Source organism: Polaromonas sp. OV174 (assembly GCF_900112285.1).
Taxonomy (GTDB): domain Bacteria; phylum Pseudomonadota; class Gammaproteobacteria; order Burkholderiales; family Burkholderiaceae_C; genus Polaromonas.
This window is the reverse complement of the sequence record NZ_FOKZ01000002.1, coordinates 1-17931: the sequence shown is the minus strand read 5'-3', so window position 1 is coordinate 17931 and position 17931 is coordinate 1. Positions and strand designations below refer to the sequence as shown.

Below are 17931 nucleotides of genomic sequence, written 5' to 3'. Positions count from 1 at the left end.
TAAACCGATGTATCGCTGAATAATACATTGAGGCAATTATTTAAGGCCATGAAAAGCGTCACTTTGAAACCGATCACTGGTGCCATGCAGTGCTGTCATCAAATAAGCAGCCATTCGGCCACGGCCTTCCAGAACCACACTACTGAATCTCAGCCATGAACCCTGTTGAACTATTTCCCCTCATAGAACTGTCTGGTGATGCACGGGAGCGTGGCCGCCAATACGGCCAGAAGGCCGCCGTGAGAATTCGTCGCAGTGTCGATCTCTATGCCTCACAGCTCGGTGCGATGTCACTGACCAGCGACGCCATTCGCCAGCTGGTCAATACCTTTTTGCCCAGCATCGACGAGTTCGATCCCCTTTATGTGGAGGAGATGCGGGGCATCGCGGAAGGCGCCAATCTGGATCTGGCTGACATCGTCCTGATCAATGCGCGCACCGAAATCCTGCGCCTGGGCAAGCTGCAGGCCGACGCCCAGCGAGCCGATCGCGAACCTGACGGCTGTACCGGCGCGGTGCTGCTGCCCGAGGTGACGGCGAGTGGCCGGCTGCTGCACGGCCAGAACTGGGACTGGAAGGCCGAATGCGCCACCACCGGCGTGGTGCTGAAAATCCGGCGTGAAGACGGACCGGATATCTTGACCTTTACCGAGGCAGGTGGACTGGCGCGCTGCGGTCTGAATTCCGCCGGTATCGCGGTCACGGCCAATTACCTCAGCTCGGACCGGGACTACAGCCAGGTGGGGGTGCCGCTGGCACTGTTGCGCCGAAAAATCCTGGAAACCGAGCATGTGGCGCAGGCCTTGAAGACGGTCTATTGCACGCCAAAATCAGGCTCGAACAACCTGATGATCAGCCATGCCGACGGCTTCGCATTGGACATCGAGTGTGCGCCCGACGAGAGCTTTCTGATCTATCCCGAGCGGGACATCGTGGTGCATTCGAATCACTGGCAAAGCCAGGTTGCGCTTGGCAAACTCCGCGACCTCGGCATCGCCAGCTCACCCGACTCGCTGTACCGGGACTTCCGGGTACGCCAGATTCTGGAAAGGGCACGGGGCCAACTGACCCTGGATCACCTGCGTGAAGCATTTTTTGATGACTTCGCAACGCCCTGGTCGGTTTGCCGCCCGCCGCGCGATACGGAGGAGAGCAATCTCAGCGCGACGGTCGCCATGATCCTGATGGATCCCGCTCTGGGCCATCTTGAAGTCGCGCCACTGCCGGCACTCAACCGCAAGTTCGCGACCTATTCGCTGAAGATGGACCGCTCTTTCAGTGCAGCAGCCGCTCCCGTTTTGGCCTGAGGCCGCAGGAAAATCATGAATCAAGCGACTCCTTCTGCAGCCGAACTTCCCGTGGCGGGCGATCCCGGCGAGCGTGGCAAGCTCATGTATGACATGAACGAGACCACCGTCTTTGCCTATGCCAAAGACCCCCGTTTCAGCTATTGCCTGTATATGCCCAGCGACATGCTGGAGCGCGATGAGCCGCCCGAACTGCTGGTGATGGTGCATGGCACGGGGCGTACCTTCATCAAGTACCGCGACGCCCTGGCGGAGTTTGGCCGCTGGAACTATTGTGCGGTGCTGTGCCCGTTGTTTCCTGTCGGCGTTCTGGGCGACGGCAACCGCGACGGCTTCAAGCAGCTGCGCGAAGGCGACATCCGCTATGACGAGGTGCTCCTGGGCATGGTGGAGGAGGTCGGCGCCAAGTACGGCACCACTTTCAATCGCTTCGCTCTGGCTGGTTATTCCGGCGGCGGGCAGTTCGTCAACCGCTTCACCTATTTGCATCCCGGGCGGCTTTGGGCCAGCAGTGTAGGAGCACCTGGATCGGTGACCTTGCTGGATACCGATCGCAACTGGTGGGTTGGCGTGGCCGACATGCAGCAGATCTTCGGCATAGGCCTGGACCTGGATGCCTTGCGGCGCGTCCCGGTTCAGTTGGTGGTGGGGGGCGCCGACCGGGAGACCTGGGAAATCACCCATAGCGAGGGCGGCCGTCACTGGATGCCGGGCGCCAACGACGCCGGCCGCACCCGACCCGATCGCCTGGCGACCTTGCAGCGAACGCTGCTAGCCGCAGGAGTCCAGGCGCAACTCGACATCGTTCCCGAGGTGGCGCACGACGGCATCAACTGCCTGGGCGAGATGAAAACGTTTATTGCCGCATCCTTGAAAAAACTGCGCGCAGGCCGAGCCGCTGCGGCCGGGCCGCTGGCCGCGCAGACGGTCAATGTTGCGCTCAACGCCGACATTCGCAGCATCAACCCCGGTGTCAACCGCGATGACAACACCGATACCGTGATGCTGCATCTGGTGGAGGGCCTGGTCGCACTGCGTGAGGACGGCGCCGTGGGCCCGTTGCTGGCAGAAAAGATGGTGATGTCGCCCGATGGCCTGACCTATACCTTCACACTGCGCCGGGGTGTCAAGTTTCACAATGGCATGGCCCTGACGTCGGCAGATGTGCTGTGGAGCTGGAACCGTTATATGGACCCCAAAACTGACTGGCGCTGCCTGAGCGAGTTCGACGGTCGCAGCGGGCTGAAGGTCGAGTCGGTGACGGCACCGAATCCGCAGACGGTGGTGATGCGCATCAACAAGCCTAATGCGCTGTTCCTGGATTCCCTGGCGCGCACCGACTGCGCCATGGCCGGCGTGATTCACAAGGATTCGGTGAATCCTGATGGCAGCTTTAAAGCGCCCATAGGCACCGGCCCGTTCACTCTGGGCGAGTGGAAGCGCGGTGAGTATGTTTTGCTCAACCGTTTTGACGGCTATGTGTCACCGGCCGGCAAGGCACCTGACGGCTACCTCGGGGCCAAGCGCCCTATGGTCAGCGCCGTCAAGTTCATGGTGATCCCGGACCCGGCGACCACCAAGGCCGCGCTACTGTCGGGCGCGGTGGATGCCGTTCAGCTGCTGGACAGCGACCTGCTCGAGATGTCCAGGGTGCCTAGTGTGGAAGTCAAGACGACGCCGACCAGCGCCAAGGAAGTCTTGCTGTTTCAGACCCGCGACCCGGTGCTGGGCAACCCGAAAATTCGCCAGGCCATTGCTGCCGCGCTGGACGTGCGCCAACTCACCAGTGCTGCCTCGAACGGCTTGACCCGCCCCAATGCATCGGCGATTTATGCCAGCTCGCCGTTTTATACGGAAACGCAGCGGCAAGGCTACAAGCACGATCTGGCTCTGGCCAAAAAGCTTTTGCAGGAAGCCGGTTACAAGGGCCAGAAGATCAAGCTGATCACGAACAAGCGCCCGGGACGGCCCAGCTTCAACATCGCGCTGATTTCCCAGCAAATGATGATGGCCGTGGGTCTCAATGTGGAGGTCGAAGTGCTCGAATGGGCCACGCAGTTGGACCGCTATAACAAGGGCAACTACCAGATGATGGCTTTTTCGTACTCGGCCCGACTTGACCCGGCGCTGAGCTATGAGCAGTTTTCCGGTCCTAAAGACAGGCAACCACGCAAAGTTTGGGAAAATCCCGAGGCTCTGGCGCTGATTGATCAGGCCAGCACGATCTCCAACCCAGCCCAGCGTTCCAAGATCTTCGACGACCTGCACAAGCGTTTCATGGCCGACGTGCCCATGATCATGCTTTACAACTACGTTGACATCACCGCCAACACCAAGAGGCTGCAGGGCTACACGCCATGGGTTGCCTCCAAGCCGCGACTGTGGGAAGTCAAGGTCAGCAAGTGAGCTGAAGGACGGCTGCGACCTCCTGCCCCTACCAACGCGCATAAGAAGTTATCTACCGGGACCACAGCGTGCTTCACTTCATCCTAAAACGGCTGCTGACGGCCTTGCCGACCCTGTTCATCGTGGCGGTAAGCGTCTTTGTTCTGATACGCCTGGTGCCGGGTGATCCGGCCTCACTCATGCTAGGCGACCTGGCTACCCCCGAGGCGCTGGGTGACCTGCAGCAGCGGCTGGGGCTGGACAAGCCCTTGCTGGAGCAGTTCAGCATCTGGTTTGGCAATATTTTGCGGGGCGACCTAGGTCAGTCCATCACCTCGCAGCAGCCAGTGTTACCGCTGGTCTGGGACCGTTTTCTTGTCAGCGGCCGCCTGGTGGTGATCGCCGTGCTGATGGCCGCGCTGGTGGCCGTGCCTGCCGGCATGTTGGCCGCCTGGCGCCAAAACAGTCTGACCGATTTGGCGCTGGTGGGCGCATCGACTTTGCTGCTGTCCATACCGACCTTCTGGCTGGGCCTGTTGATCCTGTTGTTCTTTGGCCTCAAGCTGGGCTGGTTGCCGGTGGTGGGCTATGTTTCCTTCGCTGACAACCCGGGCAAGGCCTTGCTCTACATGGTGATGCCCATCCTGACCCTGTTCCTGCACGAGATTGGCGTCGTGATGCGTATGGCTCGCGCCAGCACACTTGAAGTGCTGCGGCTTGACTACATCACTCACGCCCGCGCCAAGGGTCTGAGCGAAGGGGAGGTCATGTGGCGGCATGCGCTGCGCAACAGTTTCGGGCCAACCTGGACGCTGCTGGGCCTGGTGTTGGGCAATCTGCTGGGCGGTATCGCCGTGGTTGAAACCGTCTTCACCATTCCGGGTCTGGGCCGGCTGCTGGTCGATTCGATTTTTGGCCGGGACTACCCGGTGATTCAGGGCTGCCTGCTTTTCATCGCCTTTGTGTACGTGGTGGTCAACCTGATTGTCGATCTGCTCTATCCCCTATTCGATCCAAGGGTTACCGCACAATGAAACTCTTTAAACGGGCGCTCGCGCCCAATGCCGTGCTGGGGGGGCTGATCGTAGCCAGCGTGCTGCTGGTGGCGCTACTGGGCACATTCTGGACGCCGCACGATCCTATGGCGCTCAACTTTGCGGTTAAATTGGCGCCGCCCAGCGCCAGCTACTGGCTAGGTACTGACGAATTCGGGCGTGATGTCGTCAGCCGACTCATGCTGGGGGCCGCGACCAGTGCCTGGATCAGCCTGCTCTCGGTCAGCTGCGCGGTCATGGTCGGCGCCACCCTGGGGGTTCTGACCGGTTTTCTGCGCGGCGCCTTTGACCGCATCGTGATGACATTCAATGACGCGCTGCTGGCGTTTCCCGGCATCTTGCTGGCGCTGGGTCTGCTCGCGGTGTTCGGTGCCAACCTCTACGGTATCGTCGGCGCGCTGGCCTTCGCCTACACGCCCTCGGTGACGCGGGTGGTTCGCGGTAGCGTGTTGTCACTGCGCGAGCGCGAGTTCATTGACGCTTCGCGCGTCATGGGAAATTCCGAAATTTATACGATGTGGCGCCATGTGCTGCCCAACTGCATGGCGCCGCTCACGGTGCTGGCCACGTCGATGTTCGGTTGGGCGCTGCTCGCCGAAAGCGCCTTGAGCTTTCTCGGACTGGGCGTGCCGCCGCCGGCGCCGACCTGGGGCAATATGCTGGCGGCCAGCCGCCCTTACTTTGAACAGGCCGTGTGGCTGGGCATTGTGCCCGGGGCTTGCATTTCGATCACGCTGCTGGGCATCAATCTGCTTGGGGACGCCTTGCGCGACCGTTTCGATCCGCGCATGCGAGGTGTTCAATGATGGCTAACCGTATAACACCCCCCTTGGTGCGGGTACAGGATCTGGTGCTGGAGCTCGGCCACAGCGGTCGGCGTGTCGTCGATGGCGTCAGCTTTGTGGTGGAGCCCGGTGAACTGGTGGGCATCGTTGGCGAGTCCGGTAGCGGCAAGACACTGGCAGCCCGCGCCATCATGGGCCTGGAACCACCGGCGATACGGCGCGCCGGTGGAAGCATTGAAATTGAAGGGCGTGACATCGCCGCGATGTCGCCTGCAGACATGCGCGCTCTGCGCGGCGGTCGCGTCGGCATGGTGTTTCAGGAGCCCATGACCTCGCTCAATCCCGCCATGAAGATAGGCCGGCAACTTGAGGAGGGGCTGATCCGCCATCGCAAGCTCGACCCTGTCGAGCGCCGTCGCCTGGTCATGGAGATGCTGCACCGGGTTGGTATCAAGGACGCAGAACGGGCGCTGCAGGCCTATCCGCACGAGTTCTCTGGTGGCATGCGTCAGCGCATCATGCTGGCCTCGGTCATGTTGCTCAAACCCGCGCTGTTGCTGGCAGACGAGCCAACCACGGCGCTCGATGCCGTGGTGCAGCGAGAAGTGATAGAGCTGATGGTGGAACTGGCACGCGATCACCAAACCGCCGTGCTGATGATCAGTCACGATTTGTCCATGGTGGCCCGCTATACGCGCCGCATGATCGTGATGCGCCAGGGTGTGATCGTCGAGCAGGGATTGACCGAGCAACTGCTGCAGCGCCCCGAGCACCCCTATACCCGCAAGCTGCTGGCCGCCTTGCCCAGGCGTGCGCCGGCGCGTCCGCTGCCTGAAACGGCGCCGATTGTTGAAGTGCGCAAGTTGGTGATCGATTACGGCGCGCGCGGCGGCTTTTTCCGTAAAAAAAGCCACGGCAAGCGTGCCTTGCACGGCATTGATCTGACAATCCGGCCGCGTGAAGTGGTGGCAGTGGTCGGCGGCAGCGGTTCCGGCAAGACCACACTGGGCCGCGCCATTGCCGGCCTGCTCGCGCCCAGCGGCGGCGAGATACTGTTTGAGGGCACGCGCCTGGGCGAGGGCGATGTGGCCGTTCTGCGCAATTACCGGCTCAATTGCCAGATGGTGTTTCAGGATCCATATTCATCGCTGGACCCGCGCATGACTGTGGCTGACCTGATTGGTGAGGCTTTGCGCCAGGTTTCAGGGCTTACCGCACCGCAGCGCCAATCGCGCATTGCCGCCGCGCTTGACGAGGTTGGCCTGGATGCGAGCTATACGACTCGCTTTGCGCATGAGTTGTCGGGCGGGCAGCGCCAGCGTATCGCCATTGCCCGTGCCGTGGTGCGACGGCCGAAGTTCGTCATTGCCGACGAGCCCGTTTCCGCGCTCGATATGACGGTGCGCGCGCAGATTCTGGATCTTTTTGCCGACTTGCAGGAACGCCACGGCTTTGCCTGCATGTTCGTCAGCCACGATCTCAGCGTGGTCGAGCAGGTGGCGGACCGGGTGGTCGTGATGCAGGAAGGGCGAATTGTGGAGCAGGGCAGTCGCGATGAAATCTTCGACCGGCCGCAACACGCCTACACGCGTCTTCTCTTGTCGGCCATCCCGGCACTGGAGGCTACGCCCGGCGGTGGCGTGCAACTGAAGTGGCGCTTTGACGCACCCGTGGTCGGCAGTGCTGCTGCCGAGGCGACAGTGGCAGCTATCGATTCCTTGGCTGATTTGCGGCTGGCTTGAGTGCCCGGCCTTCAAGCCACATTCAGCCCCAGCTCGCCCAGCAACTGCGCGGCTTGCCGGTAGGAAACGGTGGCACCTTTGAAGGCTTTGGTATCGAGCAGCTTCAAGCCGCCCAGTTCCGCCTCGCGCAGGTCGGCGCCTTCGAAGCGCGTGAGCTTGAGGTGGGCATGGCGCAGGCTGCCGCCTTCGAACACGGCCTCGCGAAAATCGCAGCCCGAGAGGTCTGCTTCGGACAGGTCCAGCTGGCGCAGTGTCATTTTTCGGAAAGACATTTTGCGCAGATCGGCACCGATGAGCAGGGTGTCTTCGAATGTCAATCCCAGTGATGCAACTTCTTCAAAGTTTGCCCCGGTCAGCTTGCAGCCCTTGAAGGCGGCCGATGACAGTCTGGCCCGCCGCCATGCGCTGTTGTTGAGGTCGCAGTCGATGAACTGTGCGTCCGTCAGGTCGACCGCTTCGAAGTTGGCTTGCCGCCCCCTGCAGCCCAGCCAGGATGCTTGCGACAGATCCGCGGCGTAGAAGGCGGTTTCTGCAAAGCTGCAGTTTTTGAACTCGATGCCGTGCAGCTTCAGTCGCGACAGGTCGCTGCCATCAAAGTCGCATTGCTCGAAAACCAGCGGGCTGGCGGCGCTGGCGATGCAGGCCTCCAGCCGGTCGCGCGAGATGGCTTCGCCGGTGATGGCTGAGGCAGGGCTCGTCATGAGTGAGATGAAGTTGCTGGCGCTGAGACGCCGCATGCAGCCGCTGCAATGTCCAGCGAGCGAAGCCGCAAGGCCGGATCGAACACATCGCTGACCAGCATGAACTCGTCGGCCTGGGTTGCCTGGGCCAGCGCGAGCAGGCCGGCATGCACCGTCTGCGGGCCGCCAATCACGGCGGCGGCCAGAAAATCGGCTATGGCGGCGCGTTCCTGGGGGTGGCGTTGCGCCATGAAGTTTTCCACCGGCGGCTGCAGTCCGCGCCTGTCGCCCGTCAGAATTCCCAGCACGCGCTGGTAGGTGCTGCTGGCCAGGTATTCGGCTTCCTCGTCGGTGGGCGCGGCAATCAGCGGCACGCCAACAATCACATAGGGCTTGGCCAAGGTGGCAGAAGGGCGGAAGTGTTGCCGGTACAGCGCCAGGGCCTGCAACAACAGGCGCGGCGCGAAGTGCGAGGCAAAGGCGTAGGGCAGGCCGCGCTCGGCTGCCAGCTGCGCCGAAAACAGGCTGGAGCCTAGCAGCCAGATCGGCACCTGGGTGCCTGCGCCGGGCATGGCAATCAGGCGCTGGTTTGGTTCAGCCGGCGCCAGCAGGCGCTGCAGCTCGGCCACATCCTGCGGAAAATCATCGGCCGTTTCGGTGCGATCGCGCCGCAGTGCCCGCATGGTGGCCTGGTCTGTGCCGGGTGCGCGGCCCAGGCCCAGGTCAATGCGGCCGGGGTAGAGCTCGGCCAGCGTGCCAAAGGCCTCGGCCACCACCAGCGGCGCATGGTTGGGCAGCATGACGCCACCCGAGCCCACGCGCAGCGTACGTGTGCCGCCAGCGATATAGCCCACCAGCACAGCCGTCGCCGAACTGGCAATGCCCTGCATGTTGTGGTGCTCGGCCAGCCAGTAGCGGGTAAAGCCCAAGCGCTCGGCATGCTGGGCGGTGCGCAGAGAAATCGCCAGCGCATCGGCCACCGTACCGCCTTCGCGGACGGCGACCAGGTCGAGCATGGACAGCGCGATGTTTTGAAGTGCTTTCATGATTTGGATTGTCGTGCCTTGCCTGCGGCGGCGCTGGTGTGGGGCCTTGCGGCGGAAAGGCCAGTTCGGACGCGCTACCGAGCTTTATTGGGGGTTATTGCGAAAGGCGCCCAGTTGTTCCTCGGTCATGCCGTCCAGCACCTCGCAGGCGTGTGCGTGGCCCTGCTGGGTGATGCTGTCGAAACGGTCCCACTGCAACATGCCCACGCGTTCAAGCGGTGGGTTGAAGTACAAATCGGTCTGTCTTTGGGATTCCCGTTGGCGCGAAGTGCTGTACATGATGGTCACGTTCAGCAAATAGGCCATGAGGGAGGGCAGCTTGAATCGGCGCTTGGTGCGCGGGCGCAAGCGATCACGCAGCAGGGCCCAGCCGCCTGGCATCTCCTCCAGCGCGAAGAGGCGTGGCTTGCGTGTACCGAGATCCATCCCAATGACTTTTCCCACCCCGCGGCGCCCACGCATGATGTCGGCCGGGAAGTTGTTGAAGGTGCCGCCGTCACAAAGCAGTTCACCGCCGACAAGCACCGGCGGAAACGCGCCGGGTATGGCAATGCTGGCCAAAATCGACTTGAGCAAGGTGCCCTGTGTGATGACCTGTTCACGGGCGTGGGTGTAGTTGCTGGCGACGCAGAAGTAGTTTTTCCAGACATCCTCGATATCCGCCGGATGGCCAAAAATATCTTTCACCGCCACCTGCAAAATTTTCCGCATGCGCCGTCCGCGAATGAGTGAGATCAGCGGGATCAGGTTGAAGTCACTGGTGGGCTTGTCGGAAAACGCCCTGCGCGCGATGGACATCAGCTCTTCCAAGGGTCTGTCCGACCCCAGCATTGCGGCCATCACAGCCCCTATGCTGGTGCCGCCCACAAAGTCCACCGCTATGCCTCGCTCCTGGAGCGCCCGGTACATACCCAGGTGGGCCAGACCTTTGGCGCCGCCGCCGGCCAGCACCAACCCCACCGCGGTCCGGCTCTGGATGCGGGCCAGGCGGGCCATGTCGCCGTCCAGGCCGCATCGCACATGCACGTGATCCGTTACGGGGCGGCGCGTCAGCCATCGCCGCGTGTCGCTGGGGCAGCGTGTGTCGGCGTGGTGCAGCAAGACCAGGATCTGCGCCGCGTCGCTGCGGTCGTTGCGCTGCGCAAGACATAGCGCCTCGGTCTCATGAACATCGGGCGGGTGAGTTGCGTCGGCCAACAACAGCATCTCGTCGCTGTGGCGACTGCAGCGCTGGGTCCAGGGGCTGGCGTCGGCGTCACCCACGAGCAAAACGAACTCGTGAGCCAGCTCCAGCTGGTCCAGATAGATGGCAATGCGACGGCTACCGCTTGTATCGGTGATCGCGGTGCGGGCCAGGCCGGGCTGCTGCAGGGCAGCGTCAACGCTGGCGGCATCCACGATGCAGACCTTGCCTATGCGTCCCAGGTGCGCGGCGAAGCGCCGGGCAAAGTCGGTGGCATCCAGGCCGCTGGTAATGGGCAGCATCGCCATGGTGACGGGTGGCGGGATCACGGGACGCGTGCCGGCGCTGGCCAGGCGCTTGATGATGCGCCGCGTCAGGGCAATCGACACCTGGGCGCTGCTGGCGAGTAGCTTGGTGAACTCGGCCTTGGCCAGGCGCACCAGCACCGAGTCACGGATAGCCACCACCGTGGCGGAGCGCGGCTCGTCGACGTAGAGGCTCATCTCGCCAATGATTTCGCCGCGGCTCATCTCGCGCACCATGCGCTCTTGGCCGTCTTGATCGCGCACCGAAGCGCGCAAGCGGCCGCTGATGGAGAGGTACATGGAGTCACCGGGGCCGCCCTGGTCCATGAGGACTTCACCGGCAGCGAGCTCTACCCACTCCAGGTTGCGGTGCAGCAGGTCCATGGCTGCCGGGTCAATGTCGCTCAGCATGGTCTGCAAATGCTGCCTGAGCACGTCGTCGGGAAAGTTGCATGGCATGGACATGATGGGCTTTTAGAAGATCGTGGTGACGCGGGCAGTGTCGCGAGTCATGGAAGTACTGACCTGCGGTGATCCGTTGCGCGCCAGGCGGATCATCTTCTCGTTGCTTGGCAGGATCTCGGCCAAAAAACCGCGCACGCCGCGCCGCTTGGCATGCTGGACCATGCGTTCCTGCAAGGCCGAGCCCAGACCGCAGCCCTGCCATTCGGGATGCACCATGAAGGCCGTTTCGGCAATATTGGTGGAGGCATCAATGACGTAGCAGCTGTGGCCCACGATTTGTGGATTCTCGCGATGGCCGGTGACGGCGACAAAGGCGACTTCACTCTCGAAATCGAGGTTGCACATGCGCTGCATGTCCTGGCTGTTGAGTTCGCGCACATTGCGAAAAAAACGGGTGTAGATGTCTTGCTCGGGCAGGCCATGAAACAGGGTTCGAATTGCCTCGCCGTCCGACGAGGTGGCGGGGCGCAGCAGCACCTTGCGCTGGTCCTTTAGCGTAGCGTTGGCCTCTTCTTCCACGGCGTAGGAGCGCATGTTGTGCAGCGTCTGGCCTAGCGGCAGGTAGCCCAGTGCCTTGGCCTCTGCAAATAATTCCGTACGAAACTTTGGGTGCGCCACTTCTATCAGTGCCACGGCGCGTTCGCGAATGGACTTGCCAAACAAGTAGGCAATTCCAAATTCGGTGATGACGTAATGCACGCTGGTGCGGGGAATGGTGGCGCCCTCGCCGGGGCGCAATACGGCCCGAATGCGCGAGGTCTGGCCATCGTCCTCTGTCGACGTCAGGCAAATAATCGGCTTGCCGCCTTCAGACAGTGAGGCCCCGCCAAGAAACTCTACCTGGGCCTCGACCCCGCTATAGAAGTCGCCTTGCAGTTGGTCGGTGCAGACCTGGCCGGTGAGATCCACCGCGAAGGCCTGGGTCACCGAAACCATGCGGTGCTGCGCGGCAATCGTGGCGGCGTTGCACACCATCTCTATGGGCTGAAAGGAAAACAGGGGGTTGCGGTCTATGAGGTCATACAAACGGCGCGAACCCATGGCGAAGCTGGTGACGATTTTTCCGGTCTGGTTGCTCTTGCGCCGCCCGGTCAGGATGCCGCGTTCTAGCAAGGGAATGATGGCATCGGTGATCACATCCGAGTGGATGCCGATATCTTGCCGATCGACCAGGTACTTGAGGGCCTCGTTGGTGATGCGGCCCAAGCCAATTTGCAGGGTGGAGCCGTCCTCAATGATGCCGCCGATGTAGCGCGCAATCTGCTCCATGGCCTGCTCGGACGCAGCGTGGTGAACGAACTCAATCACGGGTGTGTCTACCGGAACCAGGTAGTGTATCTGGCTGATATGCAGAGTCGATTCGCCCATGGAGCGGGGCATGGCCGGATTGACTTCGGCAATCACCACCCGCGCTTTGGCCACCGCGGCAGGGGTGATGTCGACCGACACGCCCAGGTTGACATAGCCGAATTCGTCGGGTGGTGAAACCTGAATCAGCGCCACGTTGACCGGAATGCGGCCTATCGCCATCAAGCCGGGCACCCGTGCAATTGACATAGGGACGTACTCAGCCAGGCCCTGCTTGACGGCCGCACGCATGTCTTGCCCGACAAAAAAAGTACGGTGCCGGTAGTTGGAAATGCACAGACCCGCCGCGTCGTGGGGGACGGCGTGGTCGGTCAGGAAGTGCACCAGTTCCACATCAACCGGATGGGGCGTACGGGCTTCAAGTGCGGCGACCAAAGAGCGCGGTGTGGCGCAAGCCGTACCGACAAAAACATGGTCGCCGCTGTGAACTTGCATGACGGCTTGTTGGGCCGTCGTGACCTTGTCGGCATAAGGCTGCAACAAAGGTGGGATACCAGGGAAAGGATCGGCCGGTTTTTTCGGTGAGCCTCCCAGCTTGACATGCAGGCTTTTGCTGAGGCGCGAAAAAAGATTTTCGGCAGGTTGATTGATGGAGTCGGCAGGGCCGGGCAAACCATGGGCTGGATTGACTGTGCCCGGATTGTTGGAATCCATAGTCGGTCCTTATAGCAAACGAATTGCGTCAACGCAAAAGCTGACAAGCCCGAGGGAAAGCGCCGCTGGCGTTCAAGCTGTAGGCCTGTGCGCCTGATCAAGGTCGACAGGCGATGCCTGCGGGCGGCGTTATCCAGACTAAAAGTGGCTAGGCGTACTTCGTGCGTAAGCTTTTATGAAATCGATATCCGGTTCGAAAAACATGTCGCTTTCTTTTACAGACGAAAGGTACTCCCTTTGCAAGATATTGTCAGCAAACAAGATTTTTTGTTAGCACAAAACTTGCTTGTACTTATTTTTCCGACTTTCTCTGTCTGCAGACGTCCATTTGCGGCACTGCGGCAGGATCAACTCACCCTCATTTCCATGGAATTTCAGCGCCTACCTTGGGACGCAGGAAGGAATAGGTATGAAGCTGTATTCATGTCTTTGGAGCTTGATTTTTGCCTGCGGCCTGAGCGTTCTGTCGTGCCCGGCACAGGCCCAGCCAGAGCCAGTGGCTTATGTCAAAACCGTTGTCGGTGAGGCCTGGATCACGACCCTGGGCCAGCGTGTCAAAGCAGAGTTGGGGACTGCCGTCATGATTGGCAGCCTGATCAAGACCCAGCCGGCGGCATCTCTTGGCGTGACCTTCAAGGACAACACGGTCATGTCATTTGGGCCTGATACCGAGATGACCGTGGATGAATACGTTTACGCGCCGGCACAAGGGCAGTTGAAGCTGGCAACGCAAATGGGCAAAGGCACGCTGAATTATGTTTCCGGCGTCATTGCCAAACTCAAGCCCGAAGCGGTGACCATCAAGACCCCCTCGGGCATCATTGGCGTCAGGGGCACGCAGTTTCTCTTGCAAGTGGAAGAAGCCAAGTGAATGGGTTCAACACCATGGGGCGAGCGGTAGCCGTTTTGGCTATGGCCGCATTGCTGGCCGCCTGTGTCAGTCCGCCAAACTCCTATATTGTTTTGCTGCCGAATCCAGACGGAACGGTGGGCAGTGTGATGGTTAGGAGTGAGCGCGGCGAGCAAGTTATTTCGCAAGCCCGGCAAGGCGTCTTGCTCGATGGCAGCAAAGATATTTTTGCTATTCCGCAGGCACAAATTGAACAGGACTTTGGCGCGGCCATTGCAGCCCGACCGCCACTGCCGGAGCATTACCTGCTTTTCTTTGAACTGGGCAGCAACAAATTAACCGCCGAGTCGCAAAGGGAGTTGCCTCGCATCCTGGATCGCGCCCGCGCCCGGACGACTGCCGATATTTCCGTGATTGGGCATACGGACACCTTGGACAAAGCCTCTTCCAACGAGGTCCTTGGACTCAAACGCGCCGAGGCCATCGCAGAGCAATTGAAGCAATTGGGCCTGGAGAACATCCAGCTCTCCATTGAATCGCAGGGGCTGCGAAACCTGTTGGTTCCCACCCCTATGGGCGTGGCCGAACCCCGTAACCGCCGCGTTGAAATCACGATACGGTGAAATGGCGTGGATGCGCTGGGGCATCTGAGAACAAGAAAGAACAAGGCCTTGCGCTTTATTTTTCGCGCATCACGATGAGGTCATCTGTGGCGCCAAATCGCAGGCGCTGCAAGTGCAGGCTCACCAGCGGGTCGTGCGGGTATTTTTCAAAGAGCACTTCGAAATGCGCCAGTGCCAAGCTGGGATGGTTCAGGTCTTGATTGTCCAGCGGGCGCAGCAAGCGCATGCCGGCCGCGTAGTCGGCGACGGGCGCGCTCAATGCGTCGTTGGCGGCCGCCAAGGGCTCATAAACCTCCAGTGGCTGGACCTTGCCTTGCAGCACCAGGAAGCCAACGAGGCGAGCAGGAACCCCGACGCAGCCGTCCAGGATCGCCCTGGACACACAAACCCGTGTGCCCAAGTGCTTGTTGACACTCTCCAGGCGTGACGCGGTGTTGATCGGGTCACCCAAGGCCCGGTAGTCAAACAGTGTCTTGCCGCCGAAATTTCCGACAATGACTTCTCCGGTGTGCACCCCGATTCGGGTGTGTCCCCAGGCGGTTCCGGATGCTCGCAGCTGCATGGCATACGCCGTGGCAAAACGGTCCATTTCGAGTGCGCAGTTCATCGCGCGTTGACGGTGATCCGGCTGCGGGACGGGTGCGGAAAAAAGAACGGCCACCGCATCGCCCACAATGCGGTCCAGCGTGCCGTCGTGTTTGAAAATAATGGCGAGCATGCCATCCAGGTATTCATTGAGCTGCGTCACGGCCTGCGCTGGATCACCGGCTTCCATCATGCTGGTAAAGCCTGCCAGATCCGTAAAGACAAAGCTGCAGGCCTGACGCTGCCCGCCCAGTTGGAGTTGCTCGTGGTGCGCGACCAGATGCGCCACCCGATTGGGCGAGACATAGCGAGAAAAAGCCTCGCGTACCCAGCGCTGCTCTCGTTCGGTAAGCCAATGGTGAATGCTGCCACCCAAGGCAAAGCTGATGGCTGCAACCAGGGTGGGATAGATCGCATCGAGCAAGAGATGGTGCGCAACGAATGCATAACACGCCCCTGCGACCATCACAGCCAAAACGATCAACATCGCGATGACCACCGACCGGGCAGACGAAGCCAGTGCAAAAAGGCCGGCCGCCAAGGCAAACAAAACAATCACCAGCGCCTCCAGCCCAGCCAACCAAGCGGGCCGCTGCAAATGTTCGCCAAGCAATATTTGCTCCAAAGCCAGTGCGTGGGCTTCCACACCCGGCATGACATCGCCCATCGGGCTAAAGCGCAGGTCCATCAGTCCGGCGGCCGAACTGCCAATCAGAACAATGTGCCCATCCAACTTTTCCTTGCCGACCTGCTTGTCCAGTACCCGCGCAGCGGAAACATAGCGATCAGGCTGGGGCCGGGTGTAGTACAGCCAAATTTCCGCCTTGGCGTCGGTAGGCACGGTCAGATCACCAATGCGGACCTCCTGGACGCCGGCTTCACTGCTGCGCAGCAGGTAGTTGCGCGTGCCTTTGGCCACGCGCAAAGCTTCAGCGCTAAGGCTTGGAACCATATCGTTCCCAAGCCGGGAAAGCATGGGTACCCGGCGCACCACGCCATCCGCATCGGACGCGAAGTTAAGTGCCCCCACTCCCTTGGCCGATGCCATCAGATTGGGCAGTGGCAGCACGATGGCATCGAAAGCATTCAACCACTGTTCCGGGTGACTCCCGCCACGGTTGATGATCCGATAAGGAGGGGGTGCTTGGCTTGAACCATTCACGGGCTCGGCACTGTGACCGCTGCCTGACAAACTGGCGCCCAAAACGACGCTTTGCTCTGCCAAGCTTTGCTGCAGCACCTGATCGTGATCGGGTAGGGTTTCAAGGAGCGCGCTGACTTCTGGATGCTTCCAAAGCCGCGCCATGGGGGCTGGAGAAGTCCTGTCAGGCTCGACCAACAGTACGTCAAACACCACCACAGCGGCGCCGGCATCCTTCAGGCGGTTCACCAGTTCTGCCAAACGAGTGCGGGGCCAGGGCCACTGTCCAAACTCCCTCAGACTGGCCTCGTCAATGTCCACCACGCGAACGCCGGCCGGGGAATAGGCTCGTGGATACCAACGCTGCAACTGGTCGAACTGTGCCAGCCGCAGGTTTTGCAATGGAATCGGGTTGAGCAGCCACAACATCAAAGCCCCGACAGCAAGCGCGATGACGAGCGATACCGCTACGAGGTTGGATAGCACCCCTGGAAGCTTGTGAAGCTGCGGTTTTGAAAACATGGTTGAACCGGCATTCTCACTGTAGACACGATCGTAGGCAACTCATAAGAGTTCCACGAACTATCCGTGGTGGGCGGCTTGATGTGCTGGCTCAAAATACGCGCCAAATGGTGATACACGGCAGAGCGAATTGGTACTATCGGCCAGCAGCGGATCTTCGACGCGCCAACCTGATTCCCCATTCAATGCACTCTGCAATGTTTTTCTCCCTCGTATCGAATGGCTCCCTAGTGCGGCACGAAGAGCACGATGCGGTGGTTCCCTGGTGGAGCTTTACGAAGTCGGTGCTATCGGCAGTGTCCCTGTCACTTGTACGTGATGGGTTGGTTCGACTCGATGACGCGGTCCCTGAAGGTCCGTTCACCCTTCGTCAACTACTGAGACATGAAGCCGGGCTGGCGGACTATGGCGAGCTTGTCGAATACCACGCTGCCGTTGCTCGCGGCGATACACCTTGGCCGCCGGATGAAATGGTGCAACGCCTCGATGCTTCGAGGTTGCGTTATGCACCTGGAGTCGGTTGGAGGTACTCGAACGTCGGCTACATGTACGTAGCGAGGCTTATCGAACGTGTGACAGGCCTCACGCTTGAGGCCGCGGTGATGCAACAAGCGTTGGTGCCGCTGGGTGTGTCGCGAGTTCGCGTCGCAAAGACGCGAGCGGACTTGGACGGCGTGTGCCTGGGGGCCGCATCCACTTATGACCCAGAATGGGTTTATCACGGCTTGCTTGTTGGCCCTCTCTCGGGCGCTGCCCTTTTTTTGGACCGCTTGCTGGCTGGATACCTCTTGCCTGATTCGCTGCTGCAGGAGATGCAAATGGCACGTGTTCTTGGTGGACCGCTTCCTGGGCGCCCTTGGACTTCTCCGGGATATGGTCTCGGCCTGATGCAAGGCGTGGTGGATAAGGGTCTAACTTTGTGTGGACACACCGGAGTTGGGCCCGGCAGCGTAGTGGCCGTTTACCGCTGCGCCTACGGTATTAACACGGCGAGTTGCGCCGTTTTTCGTGAGGGCTCTGACGAAGGTTTTGCTGAAGCAGAAGTCGTTAATCGCCTGTTGGCAACCCTGAAACCTGAGAAGTCTGACGATTGATTGTGCTGACTCTCTGAGTGTCTGCTTTCAGGAAGGCCACAAGACAGCTTTGGTTAAGGGTTGTCCGATACCTGCCCGAGCGACACGACAGCGCCAGACACGACAACGGCCTGAGGGCAGGTGTTGGACAAGCCTCTAAGG

13 protein-coding genes are annotated in these 17931 nt (G+C 60.8%); 8 read left to right on the top strand and 5 right to left on the bottom strand.

Annotated elements, in window-relative coordinates; translation table 11 throughout:
• The first annotated feature begins 155 nt into the window (after positions 1–155).
• From BM160_RS01830 to BM160_RS01810, 5 genes are all read left to right on the top strand, one after another.
• Positions 156–1307 (top strand): C45 family autoproteolytic acyltransferase/hydolase, encoded by a 1152-nt coding sequence (locus BM160_RS01830; RefSeq protein ID WP_091999524.1) that lies wholly within the window; start codon positions 156–158, stop codon positions 1305–1307.
• 15 nt (positions 1308–1322) lie between these two features.
• A complete protein-coding gene (locus BM160_RS23110; RefSeq protein ID WP_369821737.1) occupies positions 1323–3713 on the top strand; it encodes an ABC transporter substrate-binding protein in 2391 nt (796 codons plus the stop codon).
• Between the two features lie 68 nt (positions 3714–3781).
• The gene (locus BM160_RS01820) at positions 3782–4726 is read left to right on the top strand and encodes an ABC transporter permease (protein ID WP_091999521.1); all 945 of its coding nucleotides are present in this window, start codon (positions 3782–3784) and stop codon (positions 4724–4726) included.
• Positions 4723–5553 (top strand): ABC transporter permease, encoded by an 831-nt coding sequence (locus tag BM160_RS01815; RefSeq protein ID WP_091999518.1) that lies wholly within the window; start codon positions 4723–4725, stop codon positions 5551–5553. The genes BM160_RS01820 and BM160_RS01815 overlap by 4 nt, the downstream gene beginning before the upstream one ends.
• The gene (locus tag BM160_RS01810) at positions 5553–7274 is read left to right on the top strand and encodes an ABC transporter ATP-binding protein (protein WP_091999515.1); all 1722 of its coding nucleotides are present in this window, start codon (positions 5553–5555) and stop codon (positions 7272–7274) included. Before BM160_RS01815 ends, BM160_RS01810 begins: the two co-directional genes overlap by 1 nt.
• An 11-nt stretch (positions 7275–7285) precedes the next feature.
• On the opposite strand, the gene BM160_RS01805 is transcribed toward BM160_RS01810, so the two are convergent.
• From BM160_RS01805 to BM160_RS01790, 4 genes are all read right to left on the bottom strand, one after another.
• Positions 7286–7975 (bottom strand): pentapeptide repeat-containing protein, encoded by a 690-nt coding sequence (locus tag BM160_RS01805; RefSeq protein ID WP_091999511.1) that lies wholly within the window; start codon positions 7973–7975, stop codon positions 7286–7288.
• Positions 7972–9000: an LLM class flavin-dependent oxidoreductase gene (locus BM160_RS01800; protein WP_091999507.1), complete on the bottom strand. Its 1029-nt coding sequence runs from the start codon at positions 8998–9000 to the stop codon at positions 7972–7974. Before BM160_RS01800 ends, BM160_RS01805 begins: the two co-directional genes overlap by 4 nt.
• A gap of 84 nt (positions 9001–9084) precedes the next feature.
• Positions 9085–10953, bottom strand: a complete 1869-nt coding sequence (locus tag BM160_RS01795; RefSeq protein ID WP_091999504.1) for a cyclic nucleotide-binding and patatin-like phospholipase domain-containing protein — start codon at positions 10951–10953, stop codon at positions 9085–9087.
• Between the two features lie 9 nt (positions 10954–10962).
• Positions 10963–12975: a bifunctional acetyl-CoA hydrolase/transferase family protein/GNAT family N-acetyltransferase gene (locus tag BM160_RS01790; protein ID WP_091999499.1), complete on the bottom strand. Its 2013-nt coding sequence runs from the start codon at positions 12973–12975 to the stop codon at positions 10963–10965.
• Positions 12976–13384: 409 nt separating this feature from the next.
• Here BM160_RS01790 and BM160_RS01785 point away from each other — a divergent pair, with 409 nt between their 5' ends.
• Positions 13385–13846, top strand: a complete 462-nt coding sequence (locus BM160_RS01785; RefSeq protein WP_091999496.1) for a FecR family protein — start codon at positions 13385–13387, stop codon at positions 13844–13846.
• A complete protein-coding gene (locus BM160_RS01780; RefSeq protein ID WP_091999493.1) occupies positions 13843–14448 on the top strand; it encodes an OmpA family protein in 606 nt (201 codons plus the stop codon). Before BM160_RS01785 ends, BM160_RS01780 begins: the two co-directional genes overlap by 4 nt.
• Before the next feature lie 55 nt (positions 14449–14503).
• On the opposite strand, the gene BM160_RS01775 is transcribed toward BM160_RS01780, so the two are convergent.
• A complete protein-coding gene (locus BM160_RS01775; protein WP_255368553.1) occupies positions 14504–16660 on the bottom strand; it encodes a CHASE2 domain-containing protein in 2157 nt (718 codons plus the stop codon).
• A 233-nt stretch (positions 16661–16893) separates the two neighbouring features.
• On the opposite strand from BM160_RS01775, the gene BM160_RS01770 reads away from it, so the two are divergent.
• Complete coding sequence (locus BM160_RS01770) at positions 16894–17790, top strand: serine hydrolase domain-containing protein (protein ID WP_091999487.1); 897 nt, start codon at positions 16894–16896, stop codon at positions 17788–17790.
• Positions 17791–17931 lie beyond the last annotated feature (141 nt).

Bases quoted from the DNA above. Each gene is read 5' to 3' on its own strand.
- BM160_RS01805 (WP_091999511.1), bottom strand. From the start codon at position 7,975: ATGACGAGCCCTGCCTCAGCCATCACCGGCGAAGCCATCTCGCGCGAC.
- BM160_RS01785 (WP_091999496.1), top strand. From the start codon at position 13,385: ATGAAGCTGTATTCATGTCTTTGGAGCTTGATTTTTGCCTGCGGCCTG.
- BM160_RS01830 (WP_091999524.1), top strand. From the start codon at position 156: ATGAACCCTGTTGAACTATTTCCCCTCATAGAACTGTCTGGTGATGCA.
- BM160_RS23110 (WP_369821737.1), top strand. From the start codon at position 1,323: ATGAATCAAGCGACTCCTTCTGCAGCCGAACTTCCCGTGGCGGGCGAT.
- BM160_RS01790 (WP_091999499.1), bottom strand. From the start codon at position 12,975: ATGGATTCCAACAATCCGGGCACAGTCAATCCAGCCCATGGTTTGCCC.
- BM160_RS01810 (WP_091999515.1), top strand. From the start codon at position 5,553: ATGGCTAACCGTATAACACCCCCCTTGGTGCGGGTACAGGATCTGGTG.
- BM160_RS01815 (WP_091999518.1), top strand. From the start codon at position 4,723: ATGAAACTCTTTAAACGGGCGCTCGCGCCCAATGCCGTGCTGGGGGGG.
- BM160_RS01770 (WP_091999487.1), top strand. From the start codon at position 16,894: ATGTTTTTCTCCCTCGTATCGAATGGCTCCCTAGTGCGGCACGAAGAG.
- BM160_RS01795 (WP_091999504.1), bottom strand. From the start codon at position 10,953: ATGTCCATGCCATGCAACTTTCCCGACGACGTGCTCAGGCAGCATTTG.
- BM160_RS01800 (WP_091999507.1), bottom strand. From the start codon at position 9,000: ATGAAAGCACTTCAAAACATCGCGCTGTCCATGCTCGACCTGGTCGCC.